Below are 17,969 nucleotides of genomic sequence, written 5' to 3' on the forward strand. Positions count from 1 at the left end.
TCCGATTTCTCCGTTCTGGTGGCGGTGGGATGCCACCCGCCCGATAATCCTCAGAGCGTCGGCGACTGCCGACAACGGGAGGATTCCATGACCGAAGTCGATGTCCTGATCGCCGGCGCGGGCCCCATCGGCTTGACCGCCGCCATCGAGCTGCGCAGGCGCGGAGTTCGCGTGCGGATCGTCGATCCGCTCCTCGAACCCCCGCAGTACGCCAAGGCGGTCGGGATCCAACCGCGGACGCTCGAGGTCTTCGAGAGCATGGGCGTCGTGAAACAGGTGCTCGACGCCGGGCTCGAGATGCGCGGACAACTCGTCTACGTCAACGGAAGTCAGGTCTCGCGGGTCGATCTGTCGACGCCACCCGACGTGCCCTACCGATTCCACCTGCTCCCCCAGTACGCGACCGAGCGCATCCTGCGTGAGCGCCTGACCGATCTGGGTACCGAGGTCGACCGGGGCACCGCCGTGTCCGCGTTCGACCAGGACGCGGACGGGGTGACCGTGACGCTCACGGGTCCGGACGGGGACACCACCGTCCGTGCGGGCTATCTGCTCGGCGCGGACGGCGCCCACAGCGTGGTGCGCAAGGGACTCAAGCTGTCCTTCGAAGGGGCCGCCTTCACCGAGCAGTACATGCTCGGCGACGTCGTGGCGGACTGGTCGATGCCCCAGGGGTACGCGATCCGCTCGATGCACCAGACCGCGGACGGCACGACCGACGACCAACTGGTGTGCATCCCCCTTCCCGGCCGCGGCCGCTACCGGATGTCGATGCTCGTCCCCGACGAACTCGCGGTCGCACCGACCACCGGCGGAGACGGTGTGGCGCACGGTTTCGAGGGAACCCGGGCGCCGGAACTGTCCCACATCCAGGCCGTGGTCGACCGCCTCGCACCGGAACCCGCGACGGTGTCGAACCTGCGCTGGTCCTCGGTGTTCCGGATCAGTCACCGCATCGTCGATTCCTACGGTCGTGGACGCGTGTTCGTCGCCGGCGACGCCGCCCACATCCACCCGCCCACGGGTGCGCAGGGGATGAACACCGGCGTGCAGGATGCACACAACCTCGCCTGGAAGCTCGCCCTCGCCGTCGCGGGTGTCGGCTCCGACGGGCTGCTCGACAGCTACGACCTCGAACGTCGGCCCGTCGGCGAGGAGGTCGTGGGACGCACGGTCCGGGACGCCCGCGAAGGCATCGGCACCGATTCCAACGACTTGGACTTCATCATGCGGCGCGAGGGCCAATTGCTGATCTCCTACGCCGACAGTCCGCTCGTCGCCGGGTCGGCGGTACCCACGGCGCCGGCCGCACCGCGCGCCGGTGAACGCGCACCGGATGCCGCCGGCCTCAGCCGCGATTCCGTCAATTTCCCGCTGCGACTGTTCGACGTGATCGGCGGCGTCGACCATTCGCTCGTCCTGTACGCCGACCCCACCGCCGGCGCCGACGAGGTCGCGGCGCTCGAATCACTCGCCGACGAGATGTCGGCGAAAGCGCACGGCCACCTCGACATCCATGTGATCGCCGCGCCGACCGCGCAGGTCGGCAGCACCGAACTACCGCTGCTCCGGGACACCGACGGCCGCTTCACCGATGGCTACCGCCCCGACGGTTCGACGGTGTTCGTCATCCGGCCCGACGGGTATGTCGGGTACCGCGGGCCGACCACCGACGGCAAGGCCGCGCTGCGTCATCTCGAAGGCACCTTCGGGTAGCGGCGGCACCTCGTACCGGCGCGCGGCCATGTCGTTCGATCTCTGTCCGGCCGGGGCCACCGGCCGCGCACGCCGTAACCTTGGGAATCGTGACCAGCAGACCGGCACCCAACCGCCCCCTGTTCCGGGCCGCGGGCGTGCTCGCCGACCGCATCGGCACCTCGGTCCGGCAGCGCTCCGCCGAATCACGTCTCGGCCGCGCGATGGGTGCCGGCGAGGTGATCTACCTGGTGGCACCGGCCGGCCACCCGAACTACGGCGACGAACTGATCGCAAGAACCTGGTTGCGGCACCTGACCCGGGTGCGTCCGAATGCCACGATCGTGCTGGACTGCCACAGCCCGGGCACGGCCACGACGCTGCTGCGCGATGCCCACCCGAACATGCTCGTCGTCGACACCCTGTGGCAATTGACCACATACGCGGCGGAGGCCGAACAACCCGCGCCCTGGGAGTGGGTCGCCGCCGCCGCCCTCGACTCCGGTCTGGCGCCGCGACTGACCGCCGGGCTCGACCTCCTGGGTTCGGCGACCACCATCCACCTGCTCGGTGGCGGTTATCTCAACACCGTGTGGCCGCACCACGTCTCGTTGTTCGTCGCAGCTGCCGCAGTGGCCCGGCGATCCGGCGCGCGTCTCGCCGCGACAGGTCAGGGACTCGTGCCCGCGCTGCGGGGCCGGGCGTGGGCGGCGTTGACCGAGGCGTTCGCCGCATTCGACGTCGTGGACGTGCGCGACACCGCGTCGTACGACGTGCTCGACGGCGTCGTCGGCGCACGGCATTCCGGCGACGACGCGTGGCTGGCCTTGCACCGACCGCGACCTCCGCTGTATCGCGAGATGGACACACCGGCCGAGAACGGCGTCGTCCTGTGCTTGCAGTCCGATCTCACGGAGCGGTTCACCGGACCGCGGGCGACCGGCGTCGAAGCCCTGGCCGACTTCGTGCGGGCGACGCTCGACGCCTGGGACGTACCCGGTTCGGCGGTCACCGTCGTCGAGGGAATCCCGGGGCACGATTACGAGGTTCCCTACCGGCTCGGAACACGTCTGGCCGGTGCCACCGTGCGCACCTTCCGCGACGTCTGGAACGACGGGTTGCCCGCCGGTCACCACAACACCTGGATCAGCACGCGGTTCCACCCGCACCTGATGGCCGCGGCCGCGGGCGATCCCGGGATCGCGGTCGCGGCGATGCCGGGTTACTACACCACCAAACATTGGTCACTGGTCGAGGCCGGCTCGGACTGGACGGTGGTGGATTCCGGTACGTCCGTCCCGGACCGGCCGTACGGGCGGGGTTTCGACCCGGTGGCGCGGGAGCGGGCCGTCGCCTCGAAGCTCGCCACGGCCGTCGACATCTACCCGGTCTCGCCGGCGCTGGCGCACCGCATCTGACATACCCGCCCCGGACGTTGTCCCATTTGCGCCAAGTCGCCTCGGTGCGCCGACCTGCCGTTAGAGTGACCACATGAGCCGAAACCCCGTGCGCGCCACGGCCCTCCTCCGCATGGTGACGATCGGTGCAGCGGCCGTACTCGGCCTCGTCGCATGCTCACCCTCGGAGACGGCATCCGGTGCGGGATCGTCGAGTGCAGCGCCCGGCTCGGGTCAGACGACCTCGGTGCCGGCCGACACCGCGGCGGCGTTCCAGAAGGCGATCGACGACACCCGGGCCGCCGGGAATCTCCCCGGCGTCATCGCCCGGGTCATCTCACCGGCCGGAACCTGGACGGGGACGTCCGGGGTCCGGGCGGCCGGCGGGGACGATCCCATCCGGGCGGCGGATCACACCCGCATCGGCTCGCTCACCAAGACGATGACGGCCACCCTGCTGCTGCAGCTCGTCCAGGAGGGCCGCGTCTCGCTCGACGACCGCATCGACAGGTTCGTCCCGGACGCCCCGAACGGCAGCGCGACGTTGCGCCAGGTCGCCGACATGACCAGCGGCATCCCGTCGTACACCGCGTCCGAGTCCTTCGACCGGAAGTTCTTCGCCGACCCCGAATCCGTCTGGACGCCCACCGAACTGGTGGACACCGCGAAGGCGCTGCCACCCAGCTTTCCGCCCGGGCAGGGCTGGGAGTACTCCAACACTACTTACGTCCTGCTGGGCCTGGTCATCGAGAAGGTGCTCGCGAAACCCATCGGCGAGGTCTTCGCCGACCGGATCTTCACGCCCCTGGGCATGGACGAGTCCTCGTGGCCCGGCGGGTCGGTCGAGATCCCCGATCCGCATCTCGACGGCCTCACCGATCAGGGTCAGCCCGACGGGCAGACGGTCGACTCGACGCGCTGGAATCCGTCCTTCGCGTCCACCGCCGGTGCCGTCATCTCGACCGTCGACGACCTGCAGAGCTGGGGTGAGGCCTTGTTCACCGGGCAGGGCGTCCTGAATCCGGCGACCCAGCAACTGCGCCGGGATTCGATTCTCACCTCGCCGCCACCGAACACCGCCACCTCCGGATACGGAATCGGTATCGGCAACCGCGACGGATGGTGGGGTCACGACGGGGATTTCCCCGGATACAACACCTCGTTGTTCCACAACTACGATTCGGACACGACGATCATCATCGTGATCAACACCGACGACGCGATGACGGTCGACGGCAAGTCGACGACCCCGGTCAGCGCCGTCCAGGCCGGCCTCATCGCCGCGCTGCCCTGAGACCCCGGTCCCGGCGTAAGGTCGGCGCATGGCCAGAACAGTCGCGAAAGCCGATGGTGTCGACCGTGCCGAACTGCTGGAGTTCATCCGGCCGCGCCACCACATGATCCTCAGCACCGTCCGTTCCAATGGCAGCCCGCAGATGTCGCCGGTCACCGGTGGGGTCGACGAGCAGGGCCGCATCGTCATCTCGACCTATCCCGGCCGGGCGAAGGCGGCGAACCTCCGGCACACGCCGGTGGCCAGTGTCGTGGTGCTCTCCGACGACTTCAACGGCGCCTGGGTCCAGGTCGACGGTGATGCCGAGGTCCTCGACATGCCCAAGGCCGAGGACGCGCTCGTCGACTACTTCCGCAGCATCTCCGGTGAGCACCCCGATTGGGACGAGTACCGAGCGGCGATGCGAACACAGGGCAAGTCGCTGATCCGCATCACGCCGACGAGGTGGGGTCCGGTGGCCACCGGCGGATTCCCCGCCGAGGTCGCGGCCCGGCTCGACGCGCAGGACCGATGAGCGCACCGGCCCGCCGGACGGACCCGATCGGTTGACCACCGGCGCCGACATCGAGATCCGCGGGTTGACGAAAAGCTATGGCGGACATCGCGTTCTCGACGGCATCGATCTCGAGATACCCGCCGGCAGCGTGACCGCCCTGCTGGGGCCGAACGGTTCCGGCAAGACCACGACCGTCGGCATCGCGTCGACCCTGTTCCCCGCCGACTCGGGGACGGTGACGATCGGCGGATACGACACGGTCGCGCAGACGCGTGCGGTGCGCGCGATGATCGGTGTCACCGGCCAGTCGGTCGCGGTCGACGAATTGTTCAGCGGGCGCGACAATCTGGTGCTCATGGCCGACCTACGACGGCTGGGCCGACGCAACGGACAGGCCCGCGCCCAGGAGTTGATCGAGCAGTTCGATCTGATCGCGGCCGCCGACCGCGCGGTGTCGACCTACTCCGGCGGCATGCGTCGGCGCCTCGATCTCGCCATGACTCTGGTGTCCATTCCGCGAGTGATCTTCCTCGACGAACCGACCACGGGTCTCGACCCCAGGAGTCGACGGATGCTGTGGGAGACCATCTCCCGGCTCGCCGCCGAAGGCGTCACGATCTTCCTCACCACGCAGTACCTCGAGGAGGCCGACCAGCTCGCCGACCGCATCGCCGTCCTGGACCACGGCCACATCGTGGCCGAGGGCACCGCCGCCGAATTGAAGAGCCGGGTGCACGACTCCGAGGTGCGCCTGACCTTCGCCGACCGCGACTCCTTCGACAAGGCGGCCTCGCTTCTGCCGGATGCGCGTCCGGTTCCCGAAGCACGACGCCTCGACATCGCGACCGACGACACCGTCACCACTGTCCAGACCACCTTGAACCAGCTGGAGGCCGCCGGCATCACGGTCACCGACGTCGGTGTCCACGCCCCGACCCTCGACGATGTGTTCTTCGCGCTCACCGGCAATCCCGCTTCCGCGGCCGCCGATGCCGACACCGGCGAACCCGGTGCCACCGACCCGGATCCGTCCGGAGCCGCCTCATGACGACCCTGACACACACGGTGTCGGATTCGCGGGTCATGGTCCGCCGCAACGTTCGGCGGCTCATCAAGTTCCCGGTGCTCACCGTGATGCTGGTCGGCATCCCGGTGGTCTTCCTGCTGCTGTTCGTCTTCGTGTTCGGGGGCCAGCTCGGCGCCGGGATGACCACGCAGTCCGGCGACAGCGGGCGGGCCGCCTACCTCGACTATGTGGTGCCCGGGATCGTGCTGGTCACTGTCGCGTCGGCGGTTCAGGGCACCGCCATCGTCGTTGCCATGGACATGACCTCGGGGATCATCAACCGTTTCCGCACCATGGACATCGCTCGCTCCGCTGTCCTCACCGGTCACGTACTCGCCAGCCTCCTGCAGGCGCTGTTCAGCATCGTCGTGGTCCTCGCCGTCGCGGTCGGTATCGGATTCCGGCCGTCGGCCGGTCCGCTCGACTGGCTGGGCGCGCTCGGCGTGACTTCCGTGTTCTCCGTCGCGCTGATCTGGCTCTCGGTCTACCTCGGGCTGGCGGCCAAGAGCGTCGAGACCGCCAGCAACACACCGATGTTCCTCACGATCCTGCCGTTCCTCAGCACGGGTTTCGTACCGGCCGAATCCCTACCCACCGGCCTGAGGCAATTCGCCGAGTATCAGCCCTTCACCCCCGTCATCGAGGTCCTGCGCGGAACCCTCACCGACGCCCCGGTCCCCACCGCGAGTGTTGTCGCCTCGCTCGCCTGGAGTCTCGCCATCGGCGGGGCCGCAGACTTTCTCGCGCTGCGAACCTATGAGCGGCGACGCATTCCCGGATAGTGTCGAGGGCGTGCCCGAGAAGGTGGACTTCAAGAAGACGCTGGACTCGTACAAGGCGCGGCGCGGCCAGTTCCGCATTCTCGACGTTCCGGCCATGCGCTACCTGATGATCGACGGATCGGGCGACCCCAACTCGACACCACAGTTCGCGGCGTCGATCGAGACGCTGTATCCGGTCGCGTACAAGCTGAAGTTCGCAAGCAGTCGTGAACTCGGCCGTGACTACGTCGTCCCGCCTCTCGAGGGGCTCTGGTGGGCCGACGACATGAGCACCTTCACCGGCGCCCGGGACAAGTGCCGCTGGAGTTGGACGCTCATGCTGATGGTTCCCGACTGGATCGGCGAGGATCTGCTCGACGCCGCTGTTCTCGGGGCCGGCGCGACGAAGCCGCCGCCGCGTCTCGCCGATCTACGCACGGAGTCGTTGGACGAGGGGTCGTGCGTTCAGACGCTGCACCACGGGCCCTTCGACGACGAGGGGCCGGCGCTGGCCGAGATGCACGATCGGTTCATACCCGACAACGGCTTACGCATGTCGGGCCGTCACCATGAGATCTACTTCAGCGACTTCCGCCGAGTAGCTCCGGAGAAACTTCGGACCCTGCTGCGTCAACCGGTCGAGTCCTCGTCCTCCATCATCCCGTAGCGAAAGATGGCTGAAAGCAGGGTTTCTCGTTACGAAGTCCCGCCGGCCGGCGTCCATCCGAGTGCCGGTCCGAGCTGCCCGGCGAGATCACCCACGATCTGCAGGTAGTCCGGCTCGTCGAAGGAGAACGGCAACGCGAAGGCCACCTCGGTGGCGCGTTGGAATCCCGCGTGCTCATACAGTCTCTCGGCGAGTTCATCGGACGGTCCGACGAGATCCGGCGAGAACAGGAGGCCTCGCGGACCCTGCGGGGTGAGCGTGCGCTCGAACCGACTGTCGGCATACGCCCGGTACTTGCGGATCTGGTCCGCGGTCGCGGAATCCGTGGGGATCACCACGAGCCCTTGGGACACGCGCGCACGGTCGGGGTTAACGTGATGGGCACGGTAGGCGTCGATGTGTTCGGCCTGGATGGTCGCGAAGTCGCGCGACTCCGTGCCCTCGGTGGTCACCACCGAGGACGTCAGATAGTTGATGCCTTGCCGGCCCGCCCAGATCGCCGAGCTCAATCCACCTCCGTACCAGACCCGATCGGCGAGACCCGGCGAATGCGGTTGCACCCGTCGGGAGAACGTCTCTATCCCGACGGTGCCCTCGAAGTCGCTGACGGGTTCGCCCCGCAGGTTGTCCAGGAGCCTCACCACCCGGTCCTTCGAGAAATTCTCCAGCGCATGGGTTTCGGGATACAGCGCGGTCTTGAAGTCGTCGTAGCGCATCGGCACACCGACGGAGACCCCCGGGTTGAGCCGTCCCCCGCTGAGGATGTCGACCGTCGCCAGGTCTTCGGCCAGCCGCAGCGGATTCTCCAGACCGAGCGGGATCACCGCGGTACCGAGCTCGATGCGACTGGTGCGCACCGCCGCGGCCGCCAGCAGGGCCACCGGCGAGGAGATGCCGCACTGCAGATGCCGGTTGCGCACCCACACGCTGTCGAAGCCGAGTTGCTCGGCCAGCTCGATCATCCGGAGCGTCTCGAGGTGACCGGGGCGCGGGTCGTCACCGTCGAAGCGTCCGATCGTCAGGAAACCGAGCTTCCGGAGTGGTTCACCGCGTCGTGGCATGCAATCGATTTTCACACCGTCTGGCAGCGGAGACATGTCGGCGAATCAGGGTGGGTCGAATTCTTCGAAAGTCACACCGGCGCGCCGCGTCTATAGTCGGGGCACACCGCCGCCGACCGAACGGATCGCCATGCCGCCCACTGTCGCGGAGAGGATCGTCGAGGAACTCGAGCGCGCCGGAGTCCGGCACGTCCACGGGTTGCCCGGTGATTCACTCAACGGTTTCACCGATGCCCTGCGGAGAAACGACACCATCTCGTGGCGACATGTGCGACACGAGGAGTCGGCGGCGTTCGCCGCGTCCGCCGAAGCCGCGCTCACCGGTGAACTCGCGGTGTGCGTGGGAAGTTGCGGGCCCGGCAACCTGCACCTGATCAACGGACTGTTCGACGCACACCGCAGTCGTGTCCCGGTCCTCGCGATCGCCGCGCACATCCCGGCGACGGAGATCGGCACCGGATACTTCCAGGAGACCCACCCCGAGCAGCTGTTTCGGGAATGCAGCGCCTTCTGCGAGATGGTCGGCACGCCCGACCAGATGCCGCGCCTGCTCGACATCGCCCTGCGCACCGCGGTCGAGAAACAGGATGTGGCGGTCCTCGTCATCCCGGGCGAGACCTTCCTGGCGCCGTGCCCGAAACGGCGCGCCGGCGCCCCCATCCGCCGTATCCCGCGGGTCACCCGGCCCACCGATGCCGAGATCGACCGCGCCGCAGACACTCTCAACGCCTCCGAGCGCGTGACTATTCTCGCCGGGGCGGGGGTGCAGGGGTCTCACGACGAGGTCGTCGAGCTCGCCCGTGCCCTGCAGGCCCCCGTCGTGCACGCGTTGCGGGGCAAGGAATTCATCGAGTACGACAACCCCTACGACGTGGGAATGACCGGGCTGCTCGGCTTCTCGTCCGGATACCGGGCGATCGAGAAGTGCGACACACTGCTCATGCTGGGCACCGACTTCCCCTATGAACAGTTCTATCCGTCGAAGGCGACCATCATCCAGGTCGACATCCGTGGCGAGCAGATCGGTCGACGCTGCCCCGTCGACCTGCCACTCGTCGGCGATGTCGGCGACACCGCCCGTGCGCTCCTGCCGAAGATCTCCACCGGCCGCGACTCCGAACACCTGTCGACCTCGTTGGCCCACTACGCCACGGCACGTCGCCGCCTCGACGACCTCGCCGACAACGACCGCAACCGGGCACCGATCCACCCGCAGTACCTGACTCGCCTGATCAGCGAGAAAGCCGACCGCGACGCGGTGTTCATCCCCGACGTCGGCTCACCGGTGGTGTGGGCGGCGCGCTACCTCGAGATGAACGGGGCCCGTCGCCTGATCGGCTCGTTCACCCACGGCTCGATGGCCAATGCCGTGTCCCAGGCGATCGGCGCACAGACCGCCTTCCCGGACCGCCAGATCGTTGCGCTCGCCGGCGACGGCGGGCTCGCGATGCTGCTCGGCGAGCTGCTGACCATCACGCAGAACAACCTGCCGGTGAAGATCGTCGTCTTCGACAACTCGTCGCTGAACTTCGTCGAGGTCGAGATGAAGGCGGCCGGATTCGTCAACTACGGAACCGACCTAAAGAATCCGGACTTCGCCGCGCTGGCGGAGTCGCTCGGTATCCACGGTCGGCGCGTCGAGCGGCCGGACGACCTGGCCGGTGCGGTCGACGAGCTCCTCGCCCACGATGGTCCGGCGCTTCTCGATGTCGTCACCGCTCGGCAGGAGCTGTCCATCCCGCCGACGATCACCGCCGCCCAGGCCAAGGGCTTCACGCTGTACGCGCTCCGCACCGTACTGTCCGGACGCGGCGACGAACTGGTCGACCTCGCCGAGACCAATCTCTTCCGGCGGCTGTTCGACTAGGCGTTTCGGTCCGCAGCCACCTGCAGGCCGAGAATCGCTTCGGTGACACCGGCTGTCCAGGTGGACGTGTCGACACGGTGAACGGCTGACTCCCCCGCATACGCGCTCGATATGACGACGTCCGGGGCAAGAGTGGCCAGCAGTTCGACGCTCCCCGCGAGCTGGACGGGGTCACTGATGCCCGGGAGATACCCGGCGGTCCACCGCCCCGACTCGCTGCGATAGAGGGTGTCCCCGGTGAACAGGTAGCGGTCGCCGTCGGCGCCGTGCACCAGGTAGCTCGTGCTACCCGGGGAATGGCCGGGTGTCGGGATCACCTCGACCCCGTTGCCGTCCGTGTGCCGGTCCGCGAGCCCCACCCCGATCCGCGCGTAGCGGCCGATCCGGTCCGCTTCGGCGAAAGGAGCGTGCAGTGTCGTCCCGAATCGTTCGTTAATCGCGGCCAGCAGCGGCCCGGCCTCATCCTGATGCGACAGATATTGCTCGTCGATCCCGCCCAGGCGGTAGAGCTCATCGAACTCGGAATCCGACGCAACCGAGTAGAAGAGGACGTTTCGAGCCGACCTCCACAGGTAGGCATGCGTGGTCAGTCCCGGAAACGGGTTGTCGGAGCTGGTCTCCCACAGGTCGGCGAATACGCGGCGCATCGATACCTCCACGAGTTGGTTGGATGTCCCACCACGGTGCAACTTCGAGTTCACTTGAAGTCAAGACGCCGTTGCCGACTGGTCAGCAGAGCACCGCGGGTGATACACATCTAGGAATCCGTCTCACGTCAGGAGTCCCCGTGTCCACCTCGCTGCCACCCGATACTCCTGCCTTTCCGGCGGCGGTCGCCTACGAGTCCGCGATGACCAACCAGCGTCTGCGAGGCGTGCGGGCGCTGGTACGGCAGTTCACCCGCAAAGACCTCTTCCCGGAGCCGGAGAACCTCCGCACCTTCGCCGAGGACATGTTCCGCACCGACCCCGTGGCCGAACGTTTCGTCGACGAGGTCTACGGCACGTTGGGCGGCGAGGCGGCCCGGGCCCTGCTCGATCAGGCACTCACCGACGGCCTGGACAGCATCGACGATCCCCCGCCCGCACTGGTCGACCTGTTCGAGGAGTTCGAGACGGTGCCCGACTGGGTCGACCCCGAGCTGATCGCGGAGGGCGAGGCCATCTGGCGCCGGTGGGGTACCGGCCTGTTCAGCGTCGCCGGGGGGATCACCCTGGAGATGTACACCGAGGCCGCGGTCGCGAAACCGCTCTCGCTGGCCGGGGGTTATGCGGGCGACAACGCTCTGCGCCGGTTCCTGGAGACCTCGCGTTTCTGGATCGACGTCTCGCAACCCGACGCGTTGCTCACGCCGGGGTCGCAGGGTCGTGCGACGGCGATGCGGGTACGCATCATGCACGTGTGGGTCCGGCGCACCGTCGCCGAACACCCGGAATGGGACCGCCAACGCTGGGGCGACCCGATCAGTCAGTCCTACCAACTACTGACCCTGCTGGGCGGCAGCGTGGTGCCCGCGATGGCGCTGTGGCTGACCGGAATACAGACGACACCCCGCGAGATCCGCGTCCTGCTGCACTATCAGCGCTACCTCGGCCACCTACTCGGGGTGCGCACGCAGTGGTATCCGGAAACGATCGCCGACTCGTTGCGATTGCTGGCCTTCGTCACGTCCACCCGCACCTACGACGCCGGGGCCGACGGCGCAGAGCTCATCGAGTCGTTCCCGGCCGCGTTCGCGAAGCGCGGGTCGACCGGCTTGCAGCGGTTGCGCGGCACATACAACGCGGCGATGTACGCGGCGTACTCGAGCGTCTACATGCTGCCCACGACGCGGCTGCGCTACCGGATGCCCAGTCCGGTTCCGGGGATGCTCGTCATCGTGCTCCGACTACCGGTGGTGATCGTCGTCGAAACCACCCGTCGACTCTCACCTCGATTCCGTCGACTTCACGAGAAGTGGATGTGCCGCCATCGGGAGAACTGGCACGACTGGCAGACCTCGGGTCGCCCGGCGGAGTACGCCCACGGCAAGGGGCTCCGACGCTGACGGCGACGACCGGAAGGTTACTCCGGAGTTGGACTCGGATCGGTACACCGTTAGCGTGTTCGGGGTGACGCACACTCCGACGACCACCGCCACGACCGCCGATGATCCCGCCGGGATCGAATCCCGAGTCGGGCACTACTACGTCCTCGACGGCTCGTACCAGGTCGGACGCGAGAAGGTGCGCGAGTACGCCCGCGCGGTCCAGGACTACCACGGCGCGCACTGGGAACCCGAAGCCGCAGCCGCACTGGGCTATTCGGGACTCGTCACGCCGCTCACCTTCACCTCGATCCCGGCGATGGCGGCCAACCGGGAACTCTTCGAGAAGGTCATCGTCGGATATGACACCTACGTGCAGACCGAGCAGGTCTTCGAACAGCACCGGCCGATCGTCGCCGGAGACGAGCTGACCACCGACGTCGAGCTGAGCAGCGTTCGTCGGATCGCGGGCAAAGACCTGATCACCGTGACCAACACCATGACCGACGCCGCGAGCGAACGAGTGCACACCATGCACACCACGGTCGTCGGCGTGACCGCGGACGAGGTCGATCCCGAACTGAGCAGTGCGGTTCGCAAGGTGATGATGCACGACGTCAACATCTTCAGCCACGACGAGGCTGCCCAACGATACGTGAAAACGGTTCGCCCCGAGCGCGATGTCCCGGCCGCCGATGACACGGGTCGCACCTCCGGGGCCCGGAGCTTCGACGACCTGAGCGTTGGCGACGAGCTCCCGCCGCACACCATCCGACTGTCCCGCGGCGACCTGGTCAACTACGGCGGTGTCGCCGGCGACGCCAATCCGATCCACTGGGACGAGACGAGTGCGAAGCTCGCGGGCCTCCCCGATGTGATCGCCCACGGGATGCTGACCATGGGCCTCGGGGCGGCGTACGTGTCCTCGTGGTCGGGCGATCCGGGTGCCGTGACCCGGTACGCGGTGCGCCTGTCCCAGCCCGCCGTCGTGTCCCGCGCCGAGGGCGGGGAGATCGAGTACAGCGGGCGGATCAAGTCGCTCGATCCGGCGACCCGAACGGGCGTCGTCATCGTGGTGGCGAAGTCGGGTGGCCGCAAGATCTTCGGTCTCGCCACCCTGAACATCCGCTTCAAGTGACCGTCGGGGTCAGTACTCCCCTTTGATGACGAAGTAGGACCCGCGGATGACGCCGGCGAGTTTCGATTTCTGGCGGGCGAACTTGAACTTCGCCTCCAACTCGGCCGGGACGTCCATACCCTCGGACAGCTTGAACCCGACAGCACGTTTCCCGGCGGGGTCGATGCTGTACATGACGTTGACGGCCAGGCCCGACTCGTAGAACACGTACGACATGTGGAGTCTGCCGTCGTCCGGGCCCACCTCGAAGTCGCTGACCTCAAGAGCCGGCGACGCGATGGTGATGTCGCGCTCGTTCGCCAGGATCGTGGTCACCCGGTCGAGGATGTCGGGTGCTTCCGATGCCGGGACGACGACGAAATCGTGCCCGTACTTCGTCTTGTAATACCGGGCCTCGTTGGCCCGGAGGCCGGCCAACGCCTCGGCGACCGGTGAACTCTCGAGTCCCGCGGTGGAGACCTGCTTGAAGTCGATCACGTCACCCATGACTCTCCCTCCGGCAGGTTGCCTCAGACAGCGTAAAGCCCCCGACCGCGGTCGGGGGCTTTATCGATGCAGCGCGACGCTCACTCGAGGACGAACACCGGGATCTGCCGATCGGTCTTCGTCTGGTACTCGGCGTAGGGCGGGAAGGCGGCGACGGCCAGCTCCCACCAGTGATCGCGCTCCTCGCCGTCACTCAGCTCGCGCGCGGTCAATTCCTTCACCTCGGTACCGTCCTGCGCGGTCACCTGGGGGTTCGCCTTCACGTTGTGGTACCACGCCGGATGCTCGGGCGCGCCGCCCTTCGAGGCGACCATGAGGTACTTGCCGTTCTCCTCCACGCGCATCAGCGGGACGTAGCGCTTCTTGCCCGACTTCGCGCCGGTCGTGGTGAACAGGACGATCGGACGGTCCATCACGGTCACACCGTCGGTCGTGCCCTGCTCCAGGATCTTCTCGGTCTGCTCGCGGACCCAGCCTTCAGGACTCAACTCTGCGTTAGCACTCATGGTGGGCGGAACACCACAGCTCGGCCGGGTATTCCCCGCAGCGCCGTCTGTGTCGTGACTCTCCGATACTGTGTGGCGGGACCTGACCTCGACCGTGAGATCTCACCGATGGCCACACCATGCCGTGCTCTCGTACCGACGCCGGTCGGCACCGTGGCCGTCGACAGCAATGGATCGGCCGTCGTGCGCGTGGCCTGGCGAGTGACCACCGACGTACCGACCGATGACGAGACCATCGATCCCGTTCTCGCAGAGGCGATTCGACAGATCCGCGCCTATTTCGCCGGTGACCTGACCGAGTTCGACCTGCCTGTCGATCTCGACCGGATGTCGGACGCCGCCCGGGCGGTCCTGTCGACGCTGCACCGGACGGTCGCCCACGGCGACACGGTCACCTACGGCGAACTCGCGGCGATGAGCGGCACGCGGGTCTCTGCGCGCGGCGTCGGCACGATCATGGGGATCAATCCCCTGCCGTTGATCATCCCGTGTCATCGCGTCGTCGCCGGCGACGGACTCGGCGGCTACTCGGGCGGCGCGGACGGTCAGGGCCTGGCGACCAAACGCTGGCTGCTCGAGTTCGAGGGCGCTCTCCCGCCGACGCTGTTCTGATCAGGAGCCCAGCCGACTACGCCGGCCCTGAGATCGATGTCGCATGCGACATCAATCCGTCTACGCGACCTCGATCGAAGTCGCATCAGCGAACCGATGTCGCACGCGACGTGAGTTCGTGATCCGGCATCCTCGAGCGTCGAGCGTCATGTGCGCGACGCCCCGGATAGATGTTCGACGACCAGCGACTGCAGCCTCGGAGCGTCCGAGCCGAGCCACAACGACAGGTGCGTTCCCTCGTCGACGGCTTCGAGGCGAGCATCGGGCAGCGTCTGCGCGGCATGGACACTCTGATCGAACGGGACGTCGGCGTCGGTTCGGGAGTGTATCGCCAGCACGGGTGCGGTCACCTCCGCGAGCGGTAGGTCGAGGTCGCGAAATTGGTCGAAGTCATTGTCGAAGCCAGCTTTTCGCGACCCCGACACGGTGTCGAACAGATCGATTGCCAGCGTGCGCTGGTCGTCATCGGCGATGATCTCCGCTGTGAGCGCCCTGATCTGTACACGCGACAGGTCTCCCTCACCGGACAGGAGTGTCGAGATGGCCGTGGACGGCGCGTGTGACGCAAGCGTCGTGGCCACCCAGTTTCCGAAACGACTGAAGAGAAGCTTCTCCTCGGACAGTTCGAGTCGTCCGCGCAGGCTGCTCCGCGGATCGAAGCGGGTGCTGACCGCGGCGACCGCGACGATCGCGGACACCCGCTCGGGTACGGAAGCCGCCAACGAGTAGGCGACGGGACCGCCACCGGACCAGCACATCAGCCCGAAACGATCGATCCCCACCGAATCCAGCACCGCCCTGACCAGTGCCGCCTGCGCGGCCGGATCTCGATTGTCGCCGCCCAGGGGCGTACCCAGGTAGCCCGGTCGAGAGACCGCGATGACGCGATGCGTCCCGGCCAGGAAGCGCGTCATCAGGACCCCCTGGTCGCAGCCACCCGGGGACCCGTGCACGAACACCAGCGGTGGCCCGGATCCGACGTCGACATATTCGACCGGCCCGGTCGGCGTCTCGACGAGGCGCGGTTCCGTCGAGTGACTGTCCGAGTGAGCGAGCCCCATGGATGTACCTCCTCCGACGACCGTGGTGCGACGGTAGCGCCGGCGCGACGCCCGCGCGGCACAACGCGGTGAAACGGCGCGAACGGGTGTACCCCGAACGCGGCCGCACCTGAGTCATCTCTCCTATTTCGAGACTCTTTTTGGGACTATCGAGACCCAACATCCCCGCTGCGTCATATGTCTCGAAACACCGGCGAGTCTTTTGAGTCTGTTTCGATACTTCTGAGATACGCTGACGCGGTGACAGCAGACGCAACACAGCCGTCGGGGATGGCCCTCGGCTACGCACGCGACTCCCCCGGCGCCCACGCACTCGCGCCCCAGATCGACGCGCTCACCGATGCCGGGGTGGACCCCGCGCGGATCTACACCGATGCGACCGATCGCTCCGCGCCCGCGGGTCAGCGGCCCGGAATGGCCGCCCTCCTCGACTACGCGCGAGCCGGCGACACCACGGTGGTCGTCGGCATCGACCGGCTCGGCCGGAACGTTCGCGAGGTCATGGAGGTCGCGAACCAAATGGCCGGGCGTCGCATCGGACTGCGCTCGCTCCGCGAGGGAATCGACACCGCCGACCCGGCCGGAGCGATGATCGTCGCGGTGCTGGCGTCGCTGGCCGAACTCGACGACGACGCGCCGAGACGGTCGGACCGTTCCACGCCGAGAACCCTGCGTGGGTCCACGTCGGCGATCGGCCGGCCGCGGGCGCTCGACGCCGATCAGGTGGTGCGCGCCGAACAGATGCGCGCGCAGGGGGTTTCCGTACCCAGGATCGCGCAAGAGCTCGGGGTGAGCCGCGCGACCCTGTATCGCACCCTGGCCGAGAGGCGTTCGGTCCGTTGAAGAATCCCGACTCCGACCTCCCCGAACTCGACATCGTCACCGAGTACGGCGTCGTCACGCGCCTGCCCACGTCGTTCCCGATCTTCGACGCCGAACTCGACGAGCACCTCGATCCGGACCTGTTCCAGCAGGGTTTCGTCGATGCCGCGGCCGATCTCGGTGCGCTTCCCGCACCGTGGGCGCGACAACTGGCATCGTCGACGCTCGCGTGTCCGCCGGACCCCGACGACGAGGAACCGAGTTACACACGCGGCTATCGCGCCGCCCTCTACGGACACCTCAGGCACGCCGGAAAGTAAGCGCGGCAAAGGGTCTCGGCAACGACGCCCGGAAGGTCGGACTTGCCGCAATCGAACCCCCGCCCCGGCAACGGATCTCGTGCACTGACGTACTGGTCGTTGGCGAATCGTGATCACCTGGTGACGTCAACGCCCCTCGCGACACGCATGCTCGGTGCGACCATGGACCGAGTCGGGGGATGCGGTTCGCGAACGCGGGCCGGGCGCAATGCCGGACGGGGGCAGGCGCCGCATGTCGGGCGGGTCAAGTCGGCGGGCCGCACTTTCGGACACTGCTAGGTGGTCGCGCCATGACCCGATCGACGAACATCAACAGCCGTGCGCCGGGTGGAGACGACCCCACCGCACGCGAACTGGAAGCCCTGCGAACGGAATTGGACGGGATCGACGACCGTCTGCTCGAAGACGTGCGGGCCCGGATCGAGGTCTGCACACGCATCGCGGAACTCAAACGACGGCACGCCATCCCGGTGATGCAGCCGCGCCGGGTCGGCGCTGTACACGAACACGCCCACCGGTTCGCCATCGATCACGATCTGTCCACCGATTTCCTGCATGCCCTCTACGACCTCATGATCTCGGAGACCTGTCGGGTCGAGGATCTGATCGTCGGGACCGAGACGTCGCAGCGAGCGGGGCCGGATCGTGACCCCGCCCGACACCCGTCCGTCGTCGCGAGCGCGGACTGAGGTGG

Annotated in this window: 19 protein-coding genes; 14 read left to right on the forward strand and 5 right to left on the reverse strand. The window is 67.5% G+C overall.

Annotation, left to right across the window (positions count from 1 at the left end; translation table 11 throughout):
* Positions 1–87: 87 nt before the first annotated feature.
* From KB201_RS14465 to KB201_RS14495, 7 genes are all read left to right on the forward strand, one after another.
* Positions 88–1,716, forward strand: a complete 1,629-nt coding sequence (locus KB201_RS14465; protein ID WP_078113814.1) for an FAD-dependent monooxygenase — start codon at positions 88–90, stop codon at positions 1,714–1,716.
* An 89-nt stretch (positions 1,717–1,805) separates the two neighbouring features.
* The gene (locus KB201_RS14470) at positions 1,806–3,113 is read left to right on the forward strand and encodes a polysaccharide pyruvyl transferase family protein (protein ID WP_078113815.1); all 1,308 of its coding nucleotides are present in this window, start codon (positions 1,806–1,808) and stop codon (positions 3,111–3,113) included.
* Between the two features lie 73 nt (positions 3,114–3,186).
* The gene (locus KB201_RS14475) at positions 3,187–4,386 is read left to right on the forward strand and encodes a serine hydrolase (protein ID WP_211539528.1); all 1,200 of its coding nucleotides are present in this window, start codon (positions 3,187–3,189) and stop codon (positions 4,384–4,386) included.
* A gap of 28 nt (positions 4,387–4,414) precedes the next feature.
* A complete protein-coding gene (locus KB201_RS14480; protein WP_205333689.1) occupies positions 4,415–4,900 on the forward strand; it encodes a PPOX class F420-dependent oxidoreductase in 486 nt (161 codons plus the stop codon).
* 31 nt (positions 4,901–4,931) lie between these two features.
* Complete coding sequence (locus KB201_RS14485; RefSeq protein WP_211539529.1) at positions 4,932–5,930, forward strand: ATP-binding cassette domain-containing protein; 999 nt, start codon at positions 4,932–4,934, stop codon at positions 5,928–5,930.
* Entirely contained in the window at positions 5,927–6,730 is an 804-nt protein-coding gene (locus tag KB201_RS14490; protein ID WP_211539530.1) for an ABC transporter permease, read from the forward strand. The genes KB201_RS14485 and KB201_RS14490 overlap by 4 nt, the downstream gene beginning before the upstream one ends.
* A 10-nt stretch (positions 6,731–6,740) precedes the next feature.
* Complete coding sequence (locus KB201_RS14495; protein WP_211539531.1) at positions 6,741–7,376, forward strand: GyrI-like domain-containing protein; 636 nt, start codon at positions 6,741–6,743, stop codon at positions 7,374–7,376.
* Between the two features lie 29 nt (positions 7,377–7,405).
* On the opposite strand, the gene KB201_RS14500 is transcribed toward KB201_RS14495, so the two are convergent.
* Positions 7,406–8,437: an LLM class flavin-dependent oxidoreductase gene (locus KB201_RS14500; RefSeq protein WP_211539532.1), complete on the reverse strand. Its 1,032-nt coding sequence runs from the start codon at positions 8,435–8,437 to the stop codon at positions 7,406–7,408.
* Between the two features lie 130 nt (positions 8,438–8,567).
* Between KB201_RS14500 and poxB the strand changes: the two genes are divergently transcribed.
* Positions 8,568–10,304, forward strand: coding sequence for a ubiquinone-dependent pyruvate dehydrogenase (gene poxB, locus KB201_RS14505; protein ID WP_211539533.1), 1,737 nt, complete (start codon positions 8,568–8,570; stop codon positions 10,302–10,304).
* On the opposite strand, the gene KB201_RS14510 is transcribed toward poxB, so the two are convergent.
* Positions 10,301–10,951 (reverse strand): MBL fold metallo-hydrolase, encoded by a 651-nt coding sequence (locus tag KB201_RS14510; RefSeq protein ID WP_211539534.1) that lies wholly within the window; start codon positions 10,949–10,951, stop codon positions 10,301–10,303. The genes poxB and KB201_RS14510 overlap by 4 nt on opposite strands.
* A gap of 140 nt (positions 10,952–11,091) precedes the next feature.
* Between KB201_RS14510 and KB201_RS14515 the strand changes: the two genes are divergently transcribed.
* The gene (locus tag KB201_RS14515) at positions 11,092–12,351 is read left to right on the forward strand and encodes an oxygenase MpaB family protein (RefSeq protein WP_211539535.1); all 1,260 of its coding nucleotides are present in this window, start codon (positions 11,092–11,094) and stop codon (positions 12,349–12,351) included.
* Positions 12,352–12,415: 64 nt separating this feature from the next.
* Positions 12,416–13,468: a fused (3R)-hydroxyacyl-ACP dehydratase subunits HadA/HadB gene (locus KB201_RS14520; RefSeq protein WP_211539536.1), complete on the forward strand. Its 1,053-nt coding sequence runs from the start codon at positions 12,416–12,418 to the stop codon at positions 13,466–13,468.
* 9 nt (positions 13,469–13,477) lie between these two features.
* On the opposite strand, the gene KB201_RS14525 is transcribed toward KB201_RS14520, so the two are convergent.
* Together KB201_RS14525 and KB201_RS14530 are read right to left on the reverse strand one after the other, a co-directional pair.
* Positions 13,478–13,954, reverse strand: a complete 477-nt coding sequence (locus KB201_RS14525) for a phage tail protein (RefSeq protein ID WP_211539537.1) — start codon at positions 13,952–13,954, stop codon at positions 13,478–13,480.
* A gap of 80 nt (positions 13,955–14,034) precedes the next feature.
* On the reverse strand, positions 14,035–14,460 hold the full coding sequence (locus KB201_RS14530) for a nitroreductase family deazaflavin-dependent oxidoreductase (RefSeq protein WP_086536526.1): 426 nt from the start codon (positions 14,458–14,460) through the stop codon (positions 14,035–14,037).
* 108 nt (positions 14,461–14,568) lie between these two features.
* On the opposite strand from KB201_RS14530, the gene KB201_RS14535 reads away from it, so the two are divergent.
* Entirely contained in the window at positions 14,569–15,072 is a 504-nt protein-coding gene (locus KB201_RS14535) for a methylated-DNA--[protein]-cysteine S-methyltransferase (protein ID WP_211539538.1), read from the forward strand.
* A gap of 146 nt (positions 15,073–15,218) precedes the next feature.
* Here the strand turns inward: KB201_RS14535 and KB201_RS14540 are convergent, their stop codons facing one another.
* Positions 15,219–16,133, reverse strand: coding sequence for an alpha/beta fold hydrolase (locus KB201_RS14540; protein ID WP_211539539.1), 915 nt, complete (start codon positions 16,131–16,133; stop codon positions 15,219–15,221).
* A gap of 270 nt (positions 16,134–16,403) precedes the next feature.
* On the opposite strand from KB201_RS14540, the gene KB201_RS14545 reads away from it, so the two are divergent.
* The 3 genes from KB201_RS14545 (at position 16,404) to KB201_RS14555 (ending at position 17,964) form a co-directional block, all read left to right on the forward strand.
* Positions 16,404–16,976, forward strand: coding sequence for a recombinase family protein (locus KB201_RS14545; protein ID WP_065629821.1), 573 nt, complete (start codon positions 16,404–16,406; stop codon positions 16,974–16,976).
* Positions 16,973–17,275, forward strand: a complete 303-nt coding sequence (locus KB201_RS14550) for a hypothetical protein (RefSeq protein WP_065629820.1) — start codon at positions 16,973–16,975, stop codon at positions 17,273–17,275. The genes KB201_RS14545 and KB201_RS14550 overlap by 4 nt, the downstream gene beginning before the upstream one ends.
* Before the next feature lie 290 nt (positions 17,276–17,565).
* Positions 17,566–17,964 (forward strand): chorismate mutase family protein, encoded by a 399-nt coding sequence (locus tag KB201_RS14555; RefSeq protein WP_211539540.1) that lies wholly within the window; start codon positions 17,566–17,568, stop codon positions 17,962–17,964.
* Positions 17,965–17,969: the final 5 nt, after the last annotated feature.

The organism is Gordonia sp. SCSIO 19800 (assembly GCF_018132775.1).
Taxonomy (GTDB): Bacteria; Actinomycetota; Actinomycetes; order Mycobacteriales; family Mycobacteriaceae; genus Gordonia; species Gordonia hongkongensis.